Genomic DNA, 16,377 nt, shown 5'->3' with positions numbered 1-16,377 from the left:
GAGCTCCCTCGCATAGGCAAGCTGCCGGGTGGCCGGTATACTCCGGCGCAATTAACGCATTTTCAAGGATTTCGCCATGAAGCGCCTGATCTCTTCCTTTGCCGCGCTCCTCGCGGTTGCCTGTCTTTTGTCGGCCTGTGGTCAAAAAGGCCCGCTGTACCTGCCCGACGAAAACCAGGATCCAGCCGAGCAGGCGCAGTCCTCGCAAAAGCAGCCGTCGAAAGCACACAAGCACGACGTCTACCAATAAGGGAACGCCATGGACGCTTTTAACTACCGTGACGGTGAGCTGTTCGCGGAAGGTGTTGCTCTGTCCGCCATCGCCGAACGCTTTGGCACACCGACCTATGTCTACTCCCGCGCCCACATCGAAGCCCAGTACCTGGCTTTCGCCGATGCGCTGGCCGGCATGCCGCACCTGGTGTGCTTTGCGGTCAAGGCCAACTCCAACCTGGGTGTTCTGAATGTCCTGGCGCGCCTGGGCGCCGGTTTTGACATCGTCTCCCGTGGCGAGCTCGAACGCGTGCTGGCCGCTGGCGGCAGCCCCGACAAGATCGTGTTCTCCGGCGTCGGCAAGACCCGTGACGACATGCGCCGTGCCCTCGAAGTCGGCGTGCACTGCTTCAACGTCGAATCCACCGACGAGCTGGAGCGCCTGCAAGTGGTCGCCGCCGAGCTGGGCGTTCGCGCGCCGATCTCGCTGCGTGTGAACCCGGACGTCGATGCCGGCACGCACCCGTACATTTCCACCGGTCTCAAAGAGAACAAGTTCGGCATCGCCATTGCCGACGCCGAAGACGTGTACGTCCGCGCCGCGCAGCTACCGAACCTGGAAGTGGTCGGCGTCGATTGCCACATCGGCTCGCAACTGACCACCCTGCCACCATTCATCGACGCCCTCGACCGCCTGCTGGGCCTGGTCGACCGCCTCGGCGATTGCGGCATTTACCTGCGCCACATCGATCTGGGCGGCGGTTTGGGCGTGCGTTATCGCGATGAAGAGCCGCCGCTGGCAGCCGACTACATCAAAGCCGTGCGCGAGCGTCTCGACGGTCGTGACCTGGCGCTGGTGTTCGAGCCGGGCCGCTTCATCGTTGCCAACGCTGGCGTGCTGCTGACCCAGGTCGAGTACCTCAAGCACACCGAACACAAGGACTTCGCCATCGTCGACGCGGCCATGAACGACCTGATCCGCCCGGCGCTGTACCAGGCCTGGATGGACGTCACCGCCGTGCGCCCTCGTCAGACCGCAGCGCGAGCCTACGACATCGTCGGGCCGATCTGCGAGACCGGCGACTTCCTGGCCAAGGACCGTCAACTGGCCCTGGAAGAAGGCGACTTGCTGGCCGTGCATTCGGCCGGTGCTTATGGGTTTGTCATGAGTTCCAACTACAACACCCGCGGCCGTGCCGCTGAAGTGCTGGTGGACGGTGATCAGGCAATTGAAGTGCGTCGCCGTGAGACGGTAGCCGAGTTGTTTGCTGGCGAAAGCCTGCTGCCGGAGTAAAACCATGCTGCTGCGTTTTACCAAGATGCACGGCCTGGGCAATGACTTCATGGTCCTCGACCTGGTCAGCCAGCACGCGCACATCCTGCCCAAGCATGCCAAGCAATGGGGCGATCGGCACACCGGAATCGGTTTCGACCAGTTGCTGATCGTCGAAGCGCCGAGCAATCCGGATGTGGATTTCCGCTATCGGATCTTCAACTCCGACGGCTCCGAAGTGGAACAGTGCGGCAACGGTGCGCGCTGTTTCGCCCGCTTTGTACTCGACAAGCGCCTGACCGCAAAACGGCAGATTCGCGTCGAAACCAAAAGTGGCATTATCGAGCTGGATATCCGCAGCGACGGCCAGATCAGCGTCGACATGGGCGCACCGCGCCTGGTGCCGGCCGACATCCCGTTCATTGCCGACAGTCAGGCTCTGAGCTACTCGCTCGACGTCGACGGCACAGCGGTTGAACTGGCCGCCGTGTCGATGGGCAACCCGCATGCGGTGTTGCGCGTCACGGATATCAACAACGCACCGGTGCATGAACTGGGGCCGAAAATCGAACATCACCCGCGCTTCCCTGCGCGGGTCAACGTTGGTTTTCTCCAGGTCATCGACCGCAACCGCGCGCAGCTGCGCGTCTGGGAACGTGGCGCCGGGGAAACCCAGGCCTGCGGCACCGGCGCCTGTGCTGCTGCAGTGGCCGCGATCAGCCAGGGGTGGATGGATTCGCCGCTATTGATCGACCTGCCCGGCGGGCGTCTGTCCATTGAATGGGCAGGCCCAGGCCAACCGGTCCTGATGACCGGCCCGGCAGTCCGTGTTTACGAAGGACAAGTACGTCTTTGAGTGAGTCAAACCCATGACCGACAAGCCCCAGGTTCCCGCCCGACAGCCCGACGAATCCCCTTCCGAAAGCCTTGAGGCGGCGGCGATTGCCGCGTACCTGGAGGCTCATCCGGATTTCTTCGTCGAGCATGAAGAATTGCTCCCGGCGTTGCGCATCCCGCACCAGCGTGGCGACACCATCTCGCTGGTCGAGCGCCAGATGACCATTCTGCGCGACCGCAACATCGAATTGCGTCATCGCCTCTCGCACTTGATGGACGTGGCCCGCGACAACGACCGCCTCTTTGACAAGACCCGCCGCCTGATTCTCGCCTTGATGGACGCCACCACGCTGGAAGACGTAGTGATCAGCGTCGAAGACAGCCTGCGCCAGGACTTTCAGGTGCCTTTCGTCAGCCTGATCCTGCTGGGTGACAACCCGATGCCGGTTGGCCGCTGGGTGACCCACGCCGATGCGCAAACGGCCATTGGCGGCCTGCTCTCGGAAGAAAAAAGTGTCAGCGGCAGCCTGCGCGAGCATGAACTGGACTTCCTGTTTGGCGAAGAGCAGCGCAAGCAGATCGGCTCGACCGCCGTCGTCGCCATCAGCCATCAAGGCATCCACGGTGTGCTGGCCATCGCCAGCCGTGATCCGCAGCACTACAAAAGCTCGGTGGGTACGCTGTTCCTGAGCTACATCGCCGAAGTCATGGGCCGCGTGCTGCCACGGGTCAACAACTCCCTTCGCTCGGTACGCTGATCATGGAACGGCAACTGGACGCTTACTGCGAACACCTGCGCAGTGAGCGGCAGGTGTCGCCTCACACGCTGTACGCCTATCGCCGCGACCTCGACAAGGTGCTGGGCTGGTGCATCAAACAGAACATCGACAGCTGGGCCGCGCTGGACATTCAGCGCCTGCGCAGTCTGATCGCTCGTCTGCATTCCCAGGGGCAATCGTCCCGCAGCCTTGCGCGGCTGCTCTCGGCCGTGCGCGGGCTCTATCACTACCTGAACCGCGAAGGTCTGTGCGACCACGATCCGGCCAACGGTCTGGCGCCGCCCAAAGGCGAACGAAGACTGCCGAAAACCCTCGACACTGATCGCGCACTGCAACTGCTCGAGGGTGCGGTGGAGGATGATTTTCTGGCGCGCAGGGATCAGGCGATACTGGAACTGTTCTATTCCTCCGGCCTGCGCCTTTCTGAGCTGACCGGGCTCAATCTCGATCAACTGGACCTGGCCGACAGCATGGTCCAGGTGCTCGGCAAAGGCAGCAAGACCCGACTGTTGCCGGTGGGCAAAAAGGCCCGCGAAGCACTGGAGTTGTGGTTGCCATTGCGGGCCATGACCAACCCGGCAGATGACGCGGTGTTTGTCAGCCAGCAAGGGCGGCGCCTTGGCCCTCGGGCGATTCAGGTACGGGTCAAGGCTGCCGGCGAACGCGAATTGGGGCAAAACTTGCACCCGCACATGTTGCGGCACTCCTTTGCCAGCCACTTGCTGGAGTCCTCGCAAGACCTGCGCGCGGTGCAAGAACTGCTCGGCCACTCGGACATCAAGACCACCCAGATCTACACCCACCTGGACTTCCAGCACCTGGCGACGGTCTACGACAGCGCCCATCCACGGGCCAAACGCATTAAGAGCGATGATTCATGACGATCCAATTGATCACCTTCGACCTCGACGACACCCTGTGGGACACCGCCCCGGTGATCGTCAGCGCCGAAGCCATCCTGCGTGAATGGCTGACCGAACATGCACCGAATCTGGGCGCGGTGCCGGTGGAGCATTTGTGGACGATTCGCGAGCGTGTTCTGAGCAGCGAACCGGGCCTCAAACATCGCATCAGCGCGTTGCGTCGGCGAGTGCTGTTCCATGCGCTGGAAGAGGCCGGATACGACCATGGCCAGGCGTCCGACCTGGCTGATCAGAGTTTTGAAGTGTTTCTGCATGCGCGGCATCAGCTCGAAGTATTCCCCGAGGTGGAGCCAACGCTGGAGGTGCTGGCCAAACACTACGCGCTGGGCGTGGTCACCAACGGCAACGCCGATGTGCGCCGGCTAGGGCTGGCGGATTACTTCAAGTTTGCGCTGTGCGCCGAAGACATCGGCATCGCCAAACCGGATGCGCGACTGTTTCATGAAGCATTGCAGCGTGGCGGGGCAACGGCCGAGACGGCAGTGCATATTGGCGATCATCCAGGTGATGACATTGCCGGAGCGCAACAGGCGGGGTTGCGGGCGATCTGGTTTAACCCGCAAGGCAAATTGTGGGAAGCGCAGAGGGCACCGGATGCAGAGATTCGCAGCCTGACCGAATTGCCGGCGTTGTTGGCGCGGTGGAACTCCGCGTCGGCGTAAAACCTGCCCCCCAACCAACACCGCCAAACCCTGTAGGAGCCGGCTTGCTGGCGATGGCGTCCTGCAAAACAGCACACATTTCAAAATCTTTCGCCAGCAAGCCGGCTCCTACAAGGGATTGCTCTGGGCTTCAGAGTTTTTCTCCACCCATGAAAAAGCCCGCAGCGACGGCGGGCTTTTTCAGCAAGCAGGAAGCAAGCGCTTAGATAGGCCGGCTGCCGTACTTGTTGTCAGGCTTCTTGGGAGGATCGGCGACCACGTTGGCCTCCACTTCCTACACCTTGCCGCCCTTGGCCAGGAACTCTTCCATGGCCTTGGCCAGAGCATCGCGCTCCTTGTTTTTTGCTTCGACGCTCGGCAGCTCATCGACCGACACCGCAGCCTTGGCCTTGCCTTTGGCGGTCGGAACGGGCGCTTCACCGCCGTCGTCTTCAACGACGTCGTCCGCCGCTGCTTCCAGACCTTCTTCGGTTTCGTCGTCGTCGCCTACTTCGAGGTCGTCGTTTTCCAGATCATCGTCGCTCATGTTCTACCTCATGACTTGCGAAAAGCAGATTAGTTATAGCCCAGCTTCACCGTCTGTCGACAGCCGCCGGAAAAATTCAATAACCGCTGGTGACCAGCGGTTCATGCCTCTTCACCGTGCACGGTGGCGAGGACTTTACGGGCACCGCCAAAATCACGGTGCTCGCCCAGATAAACGCCTTGCCAGGTCCCCAGCGCCAGCCGGCCCGCCGAAATCGGCAAACTGAGCTGACAGCCAAGCACGCTGGCCTTGAAGTGCGCCGGGAGGTCGTCCAGGCCTTCGTCGTTATGCTCATAGCCATCTGTTCCTTGTGGGATCAGACGATTGAAGAATCGTTCGAAGTCGCGACGTACCGCCGGATCGGCGTTTTCGTTGATGGTCAACGACGCCGAGGTATGCTGCAGCCACAAATGCAACAGACCGACCCGGCACGCCTTGATTTCGGGCACGCCGGCGAGTAACTCGTCCGTTACCAGATGAAAGCCCCGAGGCCTTGCCCGCAGGGTAATCAGAGTCTGTTGCCACATACAGTTCTCCGCACGTTCGGGGCGCATTCTAGCGCGCTCTGGGAAAAAACAAAGGCCCTAATATTCCTTCAATCATGTAAGCCATTGGCCGCAGAAAAACGCCCGTCGTAAACGCCACTAAACGTGTACGAAAAAACCTTTCAGCAGTTCCTTCACTGACAAATCCCAGACAAAAAAATGCCCGGCAAGCCGGGCAAATTTTTATGCGCGTGCTTACAAGTTGTAGCCGCGTTCGTTGTGGAGTGCCAGATCGATGCCGACGGCCTCTTCTTCTTCGGTGATACGCAGACCCATGACGGCGTCCAGCACCTTGAGAATGATGTAGGTGACGATCGCGGTGTAGATCACCGTGAAGCCCACGCCTTTGCACTGAATCCAGACTTGTGCGGCGATGTCGGTGACGGTGCCGAAGCCACCCAGCGACGGTGCAGCGAACACACCGGTCAGGATCGCGCCGAGGATACCGCCGATGCCGTGCACACCGAAAGCGTCAAGGGAATCGTCATAACCGAGTTTGCGTTTCAGGGTGGTGGCGCAGAAGAAGCACACCACGCCCGCTGCCAGACCGATCACCAGCGCGCCCATCGGGCCCACGGTGCCAGCGGCCGGAGTAATTGCAACCAGACCGGCCACAACACCCGAAGCGATACCCAGTGCGCTTGGTTTGCCGTGGGTGACCCACTCGGCGAACATCCAGCCCAGTGCGGCAGCGGCAGTTGCGATCTGAGTCACGAGCATCGCCATACCGGCCGTGCCGTTGGCCGCTGCAGCGGAACCGGCGTTGAAACCGAACCAGCCAACCCACAGCATCGCAGCGCCCATCAGGGTGTAACCGAGGTTGTGCGGTGCCATTGGGGTGGTCGGGAAGCCTTTACGCTTGCCGAGCACAATGCACGCGACCAGACCGGCCACACCGGCGTTGATGTGCACCACGGTGCCACCGGCGAAATCAAGCACACCCCAGTCCCACATCAGGCCGCCGTTGCCGGACCAGACCATGTGCGCGATCGGCGCATAGACCAAGGTGAACCAGATGCCCATGAAGATCAGCATCGCGGAGAACTTCATCCGCTCAGCGAAGGCACCGACGATCAGCGCCGGGGTGATGATGGCGAACGTCATCTGGAAGGTGATGAACACCGCCTCAGGGAACAGCGCCGCAGGACCGGTCAGGCTGGCTGGCGTGACACCGGCGAGGAAAGCCTTGCCCATGCCGCCGAAGAACGAGTTGAAGTTGACGACGCCCTGTTCCATGCCGGTGGTGTCGAACGCGATGCTGTAGCCATAAATGACCCACAGAATGCTGATCAGACCGGTAATGGCGAAGCACTGCATCATCACGGAAAGAATGTTTTTGGAGCGAACCATGCCGCCGTAGAACAGCGCGAGGCCGGGAATGGTCATGAACAGCACAAGGGCTGTCGAGGTCAGCATCCAGGCGGTATCGCCGGAATTGAGGACTGGGGCCGCCACTTCGTCTGCCGCCATGGCCAGGCTGGGCATTACGAGGGACAACAGGGCTCCTAGCCCTGCTAATTTACGCAGAGTCATATTGTTTTCTCCTGGGGCGTTGGGTTTGTGGCGGCTTAGATTGCGTCGGTATCGGTTTCGCCGGTACGGATGCGAATCGCCTGTTCCAGATTGACCACGAAAATCTTGCCGTCACCGATCTTGCCGGTGTTGGCCGCCTTGGTTATCGCCTCGATAACCCGGTCCAGATCCTTGTCGTCAATGGCGACATCGATCTTCACCTTAGGCAGGAAATCGACCACGTATTCCGCGCCGCGATACAGCTCGGTGTGACCCTTCTGCCGACCGAAGCCTTTGACTTCAGTAACGGTAATGCCCTGCACGCCGATCTCGGACAACGACTCGCGCACGTCGTCCAACTTGAACGGCTTGATGATGGCAGTGACTAGCTTCATGAAAACTCTCTCCCGAATTGGTGGACTTGCCCCAGGAAAACAAACCCGACTCAAGTCTAAGCGCAGTGCCTGGCTTTGTAACGCATCGTCGGCCTTACCTGCCCGTCCGACGCCAGCTAACCGCTCCGTACGAAACACTTCCCCCGTTCCGCTTGGCGCACTGCATTCGTCACATCGACTGCATCAGTGCATGGGTCACTACCGACTAAGCAGAAAGCTTGCCATCTCGCCAAAAGCCCCTGATATCAAGCGCTTGCCTGCAATGGGGTGCTACTGCGCTCGATTGCTCGATACGTAACGCACAACAACAGTGCGACGCCGTCCGTCCGCATGCGCGAAAAGCGTGCATCCCTGCGGTCGGGATTGACTATAGACACTGCGTGATACACTGCCCGCCATTGTTTTCAGGACATTTCCCATGCTCGCGCCCAAAGACTTCCTCGACGCCCTGACCGGCACCGCCTCCCGCCTCTTTAGCGGCGACACCCCACTGCCGAAAAGCGAAATCGAAAGCCAGTTCAAGGCGTTGCTGCAGAGCGGCTTCAGCAAACTGGACCTGGTGAGTCGGGAAGAGTTTGATAGCCAGATGGTCGTGCTGGCACGGACTCGGGCACGCCTGGAAAGCCTGGAAGCGAAGGTTGCCGAGCTGGAAGCGAAGCTCAATCCCCCAACCGAGTAACCCCGCAAATCCCACTTTGAAGCCCGATCCCATGTGGGAGCGGGCTTGCTCGCGAATAAGGTCGGAACGACCTTCAGATTCATCTGTAGTAGCTGCCGCAGGCTGCGATCATTTGATCTTCAGCCCCGCAAAAATCCCGGCAACGTCCTACAACAAAACCACCGCCGTCCGATTGCGTCGCCAAGTATCCGGCCTCTAAGCTCATCCCCAGCTGAATATTCAGCTCTGGGTTTGGCGACCCGGAAGACCCCGACGCACCGCGACCACATTCGACCGAGGAACTTATTCCCATCTCGAATTATGGCGGCTATGCGTGGGAGACCTTCGGGTCTGCCGGTTCTCGGGCGTCACCGGTTCGCCAACCCGCGCATGGCTGCCACCCTTTTCGTTTGGCGACGATCAGAGGCAGTTTTCTTCATTTGATCCCGAGAACTGCACGATGGACGAAAACTATCTGATCCCCCACGTCTTCACCCGCCACAAACTCCACCTCCACGCCCTCCTCCTCGAAAACCAACCCTGGTTCAGCGCCCGCGACCTCGGCCGCTTCCTGCGCCTCCACCTCGACGACCGCGCCGTCCGCAAACTCGACCCCGACCAACGCCAGTCCGCGCAAATGCTTATCCACGGCAGCATCGAAAACACGCTATTGATCAGCGAATCCGGCATCTACGCACTACTGATCTACCACTACTGCCCCGAATACCGGGCCCTGCGCGAATGGCTGACCCACGACGTAGTGCCTGCCCTAAGAGACGCGGAACACCTCACCCCAACCGAACGCCCGATCCTGAGCCTGCTGAACTGGCCGGAAATGTCGCTGAGTCTGCTGCACTGGAATAACCAGCCGTGGATTCGACTGCAGGATGTTCCGCACGTTCTACCTGATCAGGAGTCTTCAAGGTCTGCTATCAGTGCGCCTTGGTGGAAAAGAGCCGCGAAAATGCTTCACGCATTCTGAATAAAAAACCCCACGCTTTTTGCGTGGGGTTCGGTAAATCCAAGACAACAATCAGGCGCAGTGTGCAAGCCGCTCGACCTGATCCCGAATCGCGGCCCCTCGCTCAATCTCGGCTTTACGCAAATCGTAGGTCGATTGAAGGTTGAGCCAAAATTCCGGGGTCGTATCCAGACAAATAGATAGCCGTAGAGCCATATCAGCACTGACACCCCGACGCTGAAGCACAATATCGTTGACCGTAGGTGTCGACACGCTCAACGCTCTGGCCAGAGCGGCAGCCGTCAGGCTCAAAGGCTCCAGGTATTCCTCTTTGAGGATCTCGCCAGGGTGCACCGGGCGCATACCATTTTTAGTCATTACTCACCTCAGTGATAATCGACGATTTCTACATTCTCCGGCCCGTTGCAGCCCCAGACAAAGCAAATTCGCCATTGAGCGTTGATGCGGATGCTGTGCTGACCTTTTCGATTTCCCTCCAACGCCTCCAGGCGATTACCCGGCGGAGATCGAAGGTCTTTCAGCACGACAGCATCATCAAGCATCGTCAGCTTTCGTTCCGCGACACTCAGAATGGCTGACCACAAACGGGTCTTACCGTTGCAAAACAGGTACTCGGTCTCAGAACACTTAAAGCTAACGATCATAATTTAAAGCTTAACGTTATGCATTAACCTTGAGTGTATAAGGCAAATTCATGAATGCAAACTCGCTGCTATGAGTATTTCCCCCCCTCTTTCAAAACTCTAGGAAAAGGACTACCCACGCCCTTCAGAAGGCCCCAAAAACCAAGCTTGGTCCTACAAAAATATGGGTCCATTCTGATTGCATCAAAACTGTCTTCGGCGCTCGAGTTGACTGGCCTAACAACTAAACCATCAATCAAAGGCAGGTCGCTGTGAAGCCCAAAAAACGGCAAGCAAAACTGTTACTCATCGCTGAGCTTCATGCCGAGGCGCTCCGTTTAGCCGGGAACGTTTCTGCCAGCCAACATCGTTTTTTTAAAGTGGCAGCAATGTATGGCAAAGAGCTCGAACCTGATGGCTGGCTTGCAGGCACGTGTCGGACCAGGCTCCCCGAATAAACCGCCCAAGTGGCGGTTTTTTTCGCATCCAAAGCAGCGCAACAAAGCTCGCAACATCCTGCGAAAGTTTCGCGGCTCAGCCGCCGCACCAAATCATCACCTCCCGACTACCCTTAAAAAACCCGCAGGAAGCGGCCCCCGTAAAGCTCAAGGAACGACCATGTCCCTCTCCATCGTCCACAGCCGCGCCCAAATCGGCGTGGATGCGCCCGCCGTCACCGTCGAAGTCCACCTGGCCAACGGCCTGCCATCGCTGACCATGGTCGGTCTGCCCGAAGCGGCGGTGAAGGAAAGCAAGGACCGGGTGCGCAGTGCGATCATCAACTCAGGCCTGCAATTCCCGGCGCGGCGTATCACGCTGAATCTCGCCCCCGCTGATTTACCGAAGGACGGCGGACGATTCGATCTGGCGATTGCCCTGGGGATTCTGTCCGCCAGCGTGCAGGTGCCAACGCTGACACTGGATGATGTGGAATGTCTGGGAGAATTGGCGCTGTCAGGCGCGGTACGTGCCGTGCGGGGCGTGTTGCCGGCCGCACTGGCAGCGCGCAAGGCCGGGCGTTCGCTGATGGTGCCGCGGGCGAATGCCGAGGAGGCGTGCCTGGCGTCGGGGTTGAAGGTGATAGCGGTGGATCATTTGCTGGAAGCGGTCGCGCACTTCAATGGGCACACACCGGTCGAGCCTTACGTGTCCAACGGTTTGCTTTACGCCAGTAAACCCTATCCAGACTTGAACGAAGTACAGGGCCAACTTTCAGCCAAGCGCGCATTGCTGATCGCGGCGGCGGGCGCTCATAACCTGCTTATGTTGCATATCAATACACCCAAGATACGATTCCCGGAGCCCATCCCTCCCCACCAGAGGTTGACCAAGAGGAATGAAGGAAGGGCTAACTCTGACCCAGTAGACGGCCCAGCACAGGCCGATCCCGCTTGGCCCCGTTGGCTTTCTCTTCAAAAATTCGCTGGCAGCTGCACTGGCCCAGCATGACGCGTTGTTGCTGTAGATCCTGACCTTGCGTCGAAACCCGAGCGTAACTAACCCGGTGCCCTTCGTTTTCCATAGAGCACCTGTCGCAAGTGATTTGTAATGTGCGACAGATTTATGCGACAACTCCGAACCAACGAATCCAGCAGATCATGGCTTTTCGCATGACTTAGTAGTTGTGCAACACATGGACTGCTAGGAGATAGCGGGGAAGTCATATGTTACTGTCCGCCGATCACACCCAAATTAACCAGCAAGAAAGGGACACCAATGCGCATCATCGGATGGATATTGAGAACTTTGGGCTGCGTATGGGCCCTCTTTGGGAGCATGCGAATTTTCCTCGCAGTTGTGGGAGCGGAGCCCGGCCCTGGTAAGAATTTCGTCGCAGGTCTAATCACCCTCGCGCTAGCGGCACTCGCTATCTGGGGAAGCGGTAAACTGCTAGACAAGGCAGACAAGGCAAAGGCGTTAAAAACGATTAACTGATCTGGAGAAGGCTCCGTAACGAGTTGAGGCCGGTCTGCGAATGCATTCGAGCTAGGGCCGAGGCTCAGCCGTGACCGGATTTACCATATTTCTCGTTATTCGAAGTCCTGGCTACTTTTCCGGCGGCGCAGGCCAGTTTTCTCTGGCTCGCGCCCGTTTGGCGCGCTCTCGGTGCCCCTCCCACAGGCAGAACATGACCAGCAACCAGGTGCCCACCAATATCCAGCGCAAGCCGACGGGCCAATGGGTTACGTCGAAGTCACTGTACCCCCCTGCAAATAGATACAGCGCCAAGGCGTACAGCAGACCATCACGGCACAGTTTCAGCAGCATGGTGGGGGTTCCCTTCTTAAGGACATTAAGCGCCGTTAATCTTTGAAAATTAGTTGCAATTTGTTTGTACGGTCGATCCGTAAGAATAGCTTGTGCAGTTTATTCCAGGGGTGACCCTATTGTTAATTCGGTCTATGGCTTTGTTATTGTTATCATTGAGCATTTGCATGGCCCCCATTGCATTTCTGTCCGAAGCCTCCCGCCGCTGCTGAGCCAATGCTGCCTCAGAGCGCTCGTCACTTGCCGCTTGGGCTGACTGCTCCCGCTCATGCTCAATACTCTGCCGCTGTATTTGCAGTAAGCAATTGCCAAATTCAGGGGTGTTAGGTGTGAATCCAAAGTCTTGCTGGCAGGTTGATTTTGCGTTCTGAATAACGGCCTTCATTTGCTGGTTTTTTATTTCTGCAATTTGCCTTTGCTTTAATTCGGCATCCTTAGCGCTAATGCATTGAAAATCTATATCAGCCGTAGCATAGCGACCATACCCAGATGGTTCTGATGCTGTTTTTCCTATAACTGTGGGAGCCCCAGTTAGCTGACAGAACTGATCGATTTTTTTACGGCACTCTGCAATTGCAGTTTCCCCTGAAAAATCAAAAAAGTTGCCAGTGGCTCTACACCCGTAATGTTCCTCATTAAGTGTGCTAATCGTGCCCGATGCACAACCAGCCAACGTCATGAATGTCATTGTGACTAAAAGTACCCTCATTTCTTCCTTCCTGAATTATCAGAGTCATGGCCGTTACGGAATGTATCGCAAGCCTAGCAGATTGGGATTGGATATTGCGTAAACCCGAAAACGCCGTTATGCGCAGTGCTGTGGCCGTTCTGGGGTGATGGGCCGGCGCAGGCTTGACCGCGTCCGCGTCGTGACGACAGGCCCAGGGCGTGGAAAAAACCCAAGAGGGCCGCCGGTTTTTTCTGCCGCAAAATTGTTGCTGAAGGGGGCTTCTGGCACGCAGGTCGTGACAGCACTGTTCAGGCTTCGCAGATCAATGATTGAGGTGACCGGATGCAACAGAAAGGACGATGGAAACACCAGGCCAGTGGCTGGCTGAGCGGGCGGCCAGGGGCAGTCCATCAGGCGCTCTTTTCAGTCGACTACTGATCGGAACTAACGTCAGTGCTGGGCTCCCTGATACCCTCGTCGCCTCACCACATATAGGGTCGGTAGGACGATGAGCTGGACGGACATCACAGACAACGGACGCGTCTCTACTCAAGCTTTATTCCAATGCCGCTTGATTGTAGCAATGCCTAAACCCAGCTCCGCTGCTGCCTGGGCCTGCGTCATGTCCTTTGCTTTGAGTCGTTGCACTGCTGCTGTGGTGCTAGTGGCCTCAGGCCTACCCAGTTTTTTGCCCTCAGCCTTTGCACGAATCAAACCCTGCTGGGTACGTTCAATCAGTAAGTCACGCTCAAACTCAGCTACAGCGCCCAGCACTTGCATGGTCATCTTGCCCGGTGCTGATGTTAGGTCTACGCCGCCAAGGGCGAGGCAGTGAACACGGATGCCATTAGCAGCTAGATGCTCAACGGTCTGCCGCACATCCATAGCGTTACGACCTAGACGGTCAAGCTTGGTCACGACCAGCACGTCTCCTGACTCCATACGCTCTAGGAGCTTCTGAAAGCCGGGGCGTTCATTGGCAGCGATGCTGCCTGAGATTGTTTCCTCAACCACACGACTAGCCCGCACATCAAAGGCAGCGGCTTTGACTTCCTGCACTTGATTCTCGGTGAACTGGGTTGAGGTGCTGACGCGGCAGTACAGGAAAGCGCGGGACATGGCAGGTAGCTCCTTTGGTATCATTTAACGTGGAATCAGTGTACCAGCGTATCAATAATGATAGAAGTCTATTTAGATGATCCCTTATACCACCTGTTAGACTGGTATCGTTTAACGGTCGTTATTTGATACCTAGACCGACAATGCTGGCGGGTAAGGCGCGACGCCCCATGCTGAAATACCTTCAGAGCTAAAATCTATCCTTGACTATCTGTCAATAGTCTAACGCTATCATAGCAGCTGTCTCATTGCATTTTTTCAACTAGCCAGGGGCGGTTAGCTTTGAGACAGTTCCCGCGCTAGAAGCCATCAATCAACCCACCCGAGCACGACGCTTTTGTTAGAGCGACGTCGTGCCTGGGATTCAGCCTTCCTTCAGTTACTCCCCTCCGTCCCTGGAAGAGTTATTAAAGTTTCCCCCTGAAGCGATTAGGAAGGTTGCGACCAACATCGCCCGCCGACACTGGGTGCTTACAGCCAGCGCAACAGAAGAAATCCAAGAATGTCATTCACTGCATGATCACGAGTTTGGCGTATCCGTCGCATCGATTAAGTCGTCGACAATTTCTGGCAGGCTCAAGCGGCTTAGCAGTCAACAGTTTTGGTTGAGCAACCTGGGTCGAATTCTAGACTCAGCAAGGGAGCAGAAGGCCAGGTGCGACGGCGTCCTGGGCGCACAAGAAAAAGGGAAGATGCCGTATTGTTCGGACGCAACTATTGAAATCCTGAAAGCGCGTGAAGAAGAAATCGCTAAGCGTGTAGCCAAAAGCCCAAGGAAAAACCTTGCTGAAATTTATAAAAATTCAGCGAAGTCTACGTTCAATCAGGCATACCTTCAGGCAAAAGCGATGGACATTGTGGCAAAGAAACGAGGGATGAGTTGGGTCTTCGTGACCCTTACCTGCCCACCTGAGTATCACAGTAGCTCTCAATCTTTTGATGGCTCCAGCTTTGATGATGGCCAATCTTACCTCAAAAGGGTCTTCGCTCAGATTGGGCGGTCAATCGGCAATGCTGGTTACAAATCAGGGAAGGACTTCCAGGGGATAAGAGTCGTGGAAGTGCATAAGGACGGCACACCGCACTGGCACGTCTTGTATTATTTTACTGGCGATCTCAACAAGGTAATAGAGCAGAAGCTGTCTAATATTTATGCTCAAGAGCCAAGCCGCCCCTTAAACTATCTAAAAGACCACAAAAACAGTATATTTTTATACCCTAAACCAAACGCAGCAGACACCCAGGGCGGAGCCACGACCCCAGCAATTTCCTATATATTCAAAAAACTTACATACGCATTTCAACTATACGCACATAGTGAAAACGAAGATGCGATTCGTCATCGCTATGCAATTAAGGCTGCTAGGGCAAGGCAGATTCAGCCCTTCGGCGTGACAGGCCATAGCACCAAAATAAAAGTGTTGCGTAAGGCCTTCGATAAAGCATCCCTACCGGAAAGCCTTATGGAGCTTGCCGCTCCACTAAAACCAGCAGTGACCAACCCAGCGCGCAAAAATGCTCAGCTACAGGCAATGGTTGGTGTCCTGGAAGGAAGCCTAGATAGCTTAAAATTGCTATCAGTGGACACACTGAACAAATTTGGCGAAATCGTGCCCAGAATCACATATATCCAAAGCATGGTTAGCTTGGAAATCACCTGTATTGAAGAACCATCCAATGGTTGGCCTGAGCAGCCTAAAAAGTGGGGAAGGGGAGTTAGCATTAATGATTCAAGCTTTTCGTGTGGCTGCGTGAAATGCGACCAAATGCTAGCCGCGAAGCGCGGCATAGCCAATCCGCCAGCCCAGAGCGTTCTTCCCGTGGAGATTGAACATCAACCACAAGCTCAGGGACTAATCGATTCTAAGGCTCCAGGCCTTCTCCCAGCGCATGATGGCGGCTTCCACGCGGCTTGGTCTCCGGCTCGTCACGATCTTTGCACAGAAGGGCCTCTACGAGCCTTACAAGCATCAGTAGCAATGCTTCTAGCACCGTTCTGTTCACTTCTACAGTCTGGTCATATTCGTCTGAGAGTGCTGCTGGCGATGTATCTTTCGCTACTCCTAATTTTACTAGCTGCCGGAAACCCAACCAGAAATCATCAGGGACACTACGTCGCAGGATGGTCACAGTCTCACCACCTTCAGGGCATGCATCCAGAATGTCAGAATTATCCCAAATCAAAGATCTCACACTCTCCGCTGACACATGGTGGGAGAGATCCGCCATGAGTTGCTTTTCTTCCTGTTTCAAAAACTTAGTCATCAGTAAAGCCTCATATAAGAGGCCACGTCGTGCGGCATGTCATAACGTCTTGTTAAAGTAATATATCAGGGGGCAGGGCCATCACGAAGCTGACTTTTCTCCAGCCATACTCTAGCGCTTTTTGGGA

The 16,377-nt window shown here is 56.8% G+C and carries 17 protein-coding genes and 3 pseudogenes; 10 read left to right on the top strand and 10 right to left on the bottom strand.

From position 1 onward, the window contains the following. The first annotated feature begins 76 nt into the window (after window positions 1–76). From lptM to PMI01S_RS12175, 6 genes are read left to right on the top strand one after another with little or no spacing between them, the layout of a single operon-like run. On the top strand, window positions 77–250 hold the full coding sequence (gene lptM / locus PMI01S_RS12200) for an LPS translocon maturation chaperone LptM (protein ID WP_084320232.1): 174 nt from the start codon (window positions 77–79) through the stop codon (window positions 248–250). 9 nt (window positions 251–259) lie between these two features. After that, window positions 260–1,507, top strand: a complete 1,248-nt coding sequence (gene lysA / locus PMI01S_RS12195) for a diaminopimelate decarboxylase (protein ID WP_084320230.1) — start codon at window positions 260–262, stop codon at window positions 1,505–1,507. A 4-nt stretch (window positions 1,508–1,511) separates the two neighbouring features. Then, window positions 1,512–2,342, top strand: a complete 831-nt coding sequence (gene dapF, locus PMI01S_RS12190) for a diaminopimelate epimerase (protein WP_084320228.1) — start codon at window positions 1,512–1,514, stop codon at window positions 2,340–2,342. A gap of 13 nt (window positions 2,343–2,355) precedes the next feature. Then, window positions 2,356–3,081, top strand: a complete 726-nt coding sequence (locus tag PMI01S_RS12185; RefSeq protein WP_084320226.1) for a DUF484 family protein — start codon at window positions 2,356–2,358, stop codon at window positions 3,079–3,081. Between the two features lie 2 nt (window positions 3,082–3,083). Further along, window positions 3,084–3,983, top strand: coding sequence for a tyrosine recombinase XerC (gene xerC / locus PMI01S_RS12180; RefSeq protein ID WP_084320224.1), 900 nt, complete (start codon window positions 3,084–3,086; stop codon window positions 3,981–3,983). Beyond that, window positions 3,980–4,687 carry an HAD family hydrolase gene (locus PMI01S_RS12175; RefSeq protein WP_084320222.1) on the top strand — a complete coding sequence of 236 codons (708 nt, stop codon included), beginning with the start codon at window positions 3,980–3,982 and terminating at the stop codon, window positions 4,685–4,687. The genes xerC and PMI01S_RS12175 overlap by 4 nt, the downstream gene beginning before the upstream one ends. A gap of 202 nt (window positions 4,688–4,889) precedes the next feature. Here the strand turns inward: PMI01S_RS12175 and sutA are convergent. The 4 genes and pseudogenes from sutA to glnK form a co-directional block, all read right to left on the bottom strand. Continuing rightward, window positions 4,890–5,213 (bottom strand): annotated as a pseudogene (sutA, locus tag PMI01S_RS12170) (dormancy-specific transcriptional regulator SutA). A 101-nt stretch (window positions 5,214–5,314) separates the two neighbouring features. Next, window positions 5,315–5,740: a secondary thiamine-phosphate synthase enzyme YjbQ gene (locus PMI01S_RS12165; protein ID WP_084320220.1), complete on the bottom strand. Its 426-nt coding sequence runs from the start codon at window positions 5,738–5,740 to the stop codon at window positions 5,315–5,317. 213 nt (window positions 5,741–5,953) lie between these two features. Beyond that, entirely contained in the window at window positions 5,954–7,291 is a 1,338-nt protein-coding gene (locus tag PMI01S_RS12160; protein WP_084320218.1) for an ammonium transporter, read from the bottom strand. A gap of 35 nt (window positions 7,292–7,326) precedes the next feature. Next, window positions 7,327–7,665: a P-II family nitrogen regulator gene (glnK, locus tag PMI01S_RS12155; protein ID WP_002555808.1), complete on the bottom strand. Its 339-nt coding sequence runs from the start codon at window positions 7,663–7,665 to the stop codon at window positions 7,327–7,329. Window positions 7,666–8,083: 418 nt separating this feature from the next. On the opposite strand from glnK, the gene PMI01S_RS12150 reads away from it, so the two are divergent. Both PMI01S_RS12150 and PMI01S_RS12145 read left to right on the top strand, forming a co-directional pair. After that, window positions 8,084–8,344, top strand: coding sequence for an accessory factor UbiK family protein (locus PMI01S_RS12150; RefSeq protein WP_008030504.1), 261 nt, complete (start codon window positions 8,084–8,086; stop codon window positions 8,342–8,344). 439 nt (window positions 8,345–8,783) lie between these two features. Then, the gene (locus tag PMI01S_RS12145) at window positions 8,784–9,305 is read left to right on the top strand and encodes a BRO-N domain-containing protein (protein WP_084320216.1); all 522 of its coding nucleotides are present in this window, start codon (window positions 8,784–8,786) and stop codon (window positions 9,303–9,305) included. A 51-nt stretch (window positions 9,306–9,356) separates the two neighbouring features. Here PMI01S_RS12145 and PMI01S_RS12140 read toward each other — a convergent pair whose 3' ends face one another. Continuing rightward, window positions 9,357–9,662, bottom strand: coding sequence for a HigA family addiction module antitoxin (locus PMI01S_RS12140; RefSeq protein ID WP_054617025.1), 306 nt, complete (start codon window positions 9,660–9,662; stop codon window positions 9,357–9,359). An 8-nt stretch (window positions 9,663–9,670) separates the two neighbouring features. After that, window positions 9,671–9,949: a type II toxin-antitoxin system RelE/ParE family toxin gene (locus tag PMI01S_RS12135; protein WP_084320214.1), complete on the bottom strand. Its 279-nt coding sequence runs from the start codon at window positions 9,947–9,949 to the stop codon at window positions 9,671–9,673. Window positions 9,950–10,546: 597 nt separating this feature from the next. Here PMI01S_RS12135 and PMI01S_RS12125 point away from each other — a divergent pair. Next, window positions 10,547–11,194, top strand: a pseudogene (locus PMI01S_RS12125) (magnesium chelatase domain-containing protein); the annotation flags it as partial. Window positions 11,195–11,288: 94 nt separating this feature from the next. Here the strand turns inward: PMI01S_RS12125 and PMI01S_RS12120 are convergent. From PMI01S_RS12120 to PMI01S_RS12100, 4 genes and pseudogenes are all read right to left on the bottom strand, one after another. Further along, window positions 11,289–11,450 (bottom strand): annotated as a pseudogene (locus PMI01S_RS12120) (recombinase family protein); the annotation flags it as partial. A 524-nt stretch (window positions 11,451–11,974) separates the two neighbouring features. Next, window positions 11,975–12,196, bottom strand: coding sequence for a hypothetical protein (locus tag PMI01S_RS12110; RefSeq protein WP_084320209.1), 222 nt, complete (start codon window positions 12,194–12,196; stop codon window positions 11,975–11,977). Between the two features lie 49 nt (window positions 12,197–12,245). After that, window positions 12,246–12,905, bottom strand: a complete 660-nt coding sequence (locus PMI01S_RS12105; RefSeq protein WP_084320207.1) for a hypothetical protein — start codon at window positions 12,903–12,905, stop codon at window positions 12,246–12,248. A 510-nt stretch (window positions 12,906–13,415) separates the two neighbouring features. After that, a complete protein-coding gene (locus tag PMI01S_RS12100; RefSeq protein ID WP_084320205.1) occupies window positions 13,416–13,985 on the bottom strand; it encodes a recombinase family protein in 570 nt (189 codons plus the stop codon). Between the two features lie 353 nt (window positions 13,986–14,338). Between PMI01S_RS12100 and PMI01S_RS12095 the strand changes: the two genes are divergently transcribed. Then, window positions 14,339–16,216 carry a replication endonuclease gene (locus PMI01S_RS12095; protein WP_084320202.1) on the top strand — a complete coding sequence of 626 codons (1,878 nt, stop codon included), beginning with the start codon at window positions 14,339–14,341 and terminating at the stop codon, window positions 16,214–16,216. The last annotated feature ends 161 nt before the right edge of the window (window positions 16,217–16,377 follow it).

It is taken from the genome of Pseudomonas migulae NBRC 103157, from assembly GCF_002091715.1.
In the GTDB taxonomy this organism is placed as follows: domain Bacteria; phylum Pseudomonadota; class Gammaproteobacteria; order Pseudomonadales; family Pseudomonadaceae; genus Aquipseudomonas; species Aquipseudomonas migulae_A.
The sequence above is the reverse complement of the archived record's forward strand: the minus strand, read 5'-3'. Positions and strand labels throughout refer to the sequence as shown.

Bases quoted from the DNA above. Each gene is read 5' to 3' on its own strand.
- PMI01S_RS12185 (WP_084320226.1), top strand. From the start codon at position 2,356: ATGACCGACAAGCCCCAGGTTCCCGCCCGACAGCCCGACGAATCCCCT.
- lptM (WP_084320232.1), top strand. From the start codon at position 77: ATGAAGCGCCTGATCTCTTCCTTTGCCGCGCTCCTCGCGGTTGCCTGT.
- PMI01S_RS12160 (WP_084320218.1), bottom strand. From the start codon at position 7,291: ATGACTCTGCGTAAATTAGCAGGGCTAGGAGCCCTGTTGTCCCTCGTA.
- glnK (WP_002555808.1), bottom strand. From the start codon at position 7,665: ATGAAGCTAGTCACTGCCATCATCAAGCCGTTCAAGTTGGACGACGTG.
- PMI01S_RS12140 (WP_054617025.1), bottom strand. From the start codon at position 9,662: ATGACTAAAAATGGTATGCGCCCGGTGCACCCTGGCGAGATCCTCAAA.
- dapF (WP_084320228.1), top strand. From the start codon at position 1,512: ATGCTGCTGCGTTTTACCAAGATGCACGGCCTGGGCAATGACTTCATG.
- PMI01S_RS12150 (WP_008030504.1), top strand. From the start codon at position 8,084: ATGCTCGCGCCCAAAGACTTCCTCGACGCCCTGACCGGCACCGCCTCC.
- PMI01S_RS12105 (WP_084320207.1), bottom strand. From the start codon at position 12,905: ATGAGGGTACTTTTAGTCACAATGACATTCATGACGTTGGCTGGTTGT.
- PMI01S_RS12145 (WP_084320216.1), top strand. From the start codon at position 8,784: ATGGACGAAAACTATCTGATCCCCCACGTCTTCACCCGCCACAAACTC.
- lysA (WP_084320230.1), top strand. From the start codon at position 260: ATGGACGCTTTTAACTACCGTGACGGTGAGCTGTTCGCGGAAGGTGTT.
- PMI01S_RS12110 (WP_084320209.1), bottom strand. From the start codon at position 12,196: ATGCTGCTGAAACTGTGCCGTGATGGTCTGCTGTACGCCTTGGCGCTG.
- PMI01S_RS12175 (WP_084320222.1), top strand. From the start codon at position 3,980: ATGACGATCCAATTGATCACCTTCGACCTCGACGACACCCTGTGGGAC.
- xerC (WP_084320224.1), top strand. From the start codon at position 3,084: ATGGAACGGCAACTGGACGCTTACTGCGAACACCTGCGCAGTGAGCGG.
- PMI01S_RS12135 (WP_084320214.1), bottom strand. From the start codon at position 9,949: ATGATCGTTAGCTTTAAGTGTTCTGAGACCGAGTACCTGTTTTGCAAC.
- PMI01S_RS12100 (WP_084320205.1), bottom strand. From the start codon at position 13,985: ATGTCCCGCGCTTTCCTGTACTGCCGCGTCAGCACCTCAACCCAGTTC.
- PMI01S_RS12165 (WP_084320220.1), bottom strand. From the start codon at position 5,740: ATGTGGCAACAGACTCTGATTACCCTGCGGGCAAGGCCTCGGGGCTTT.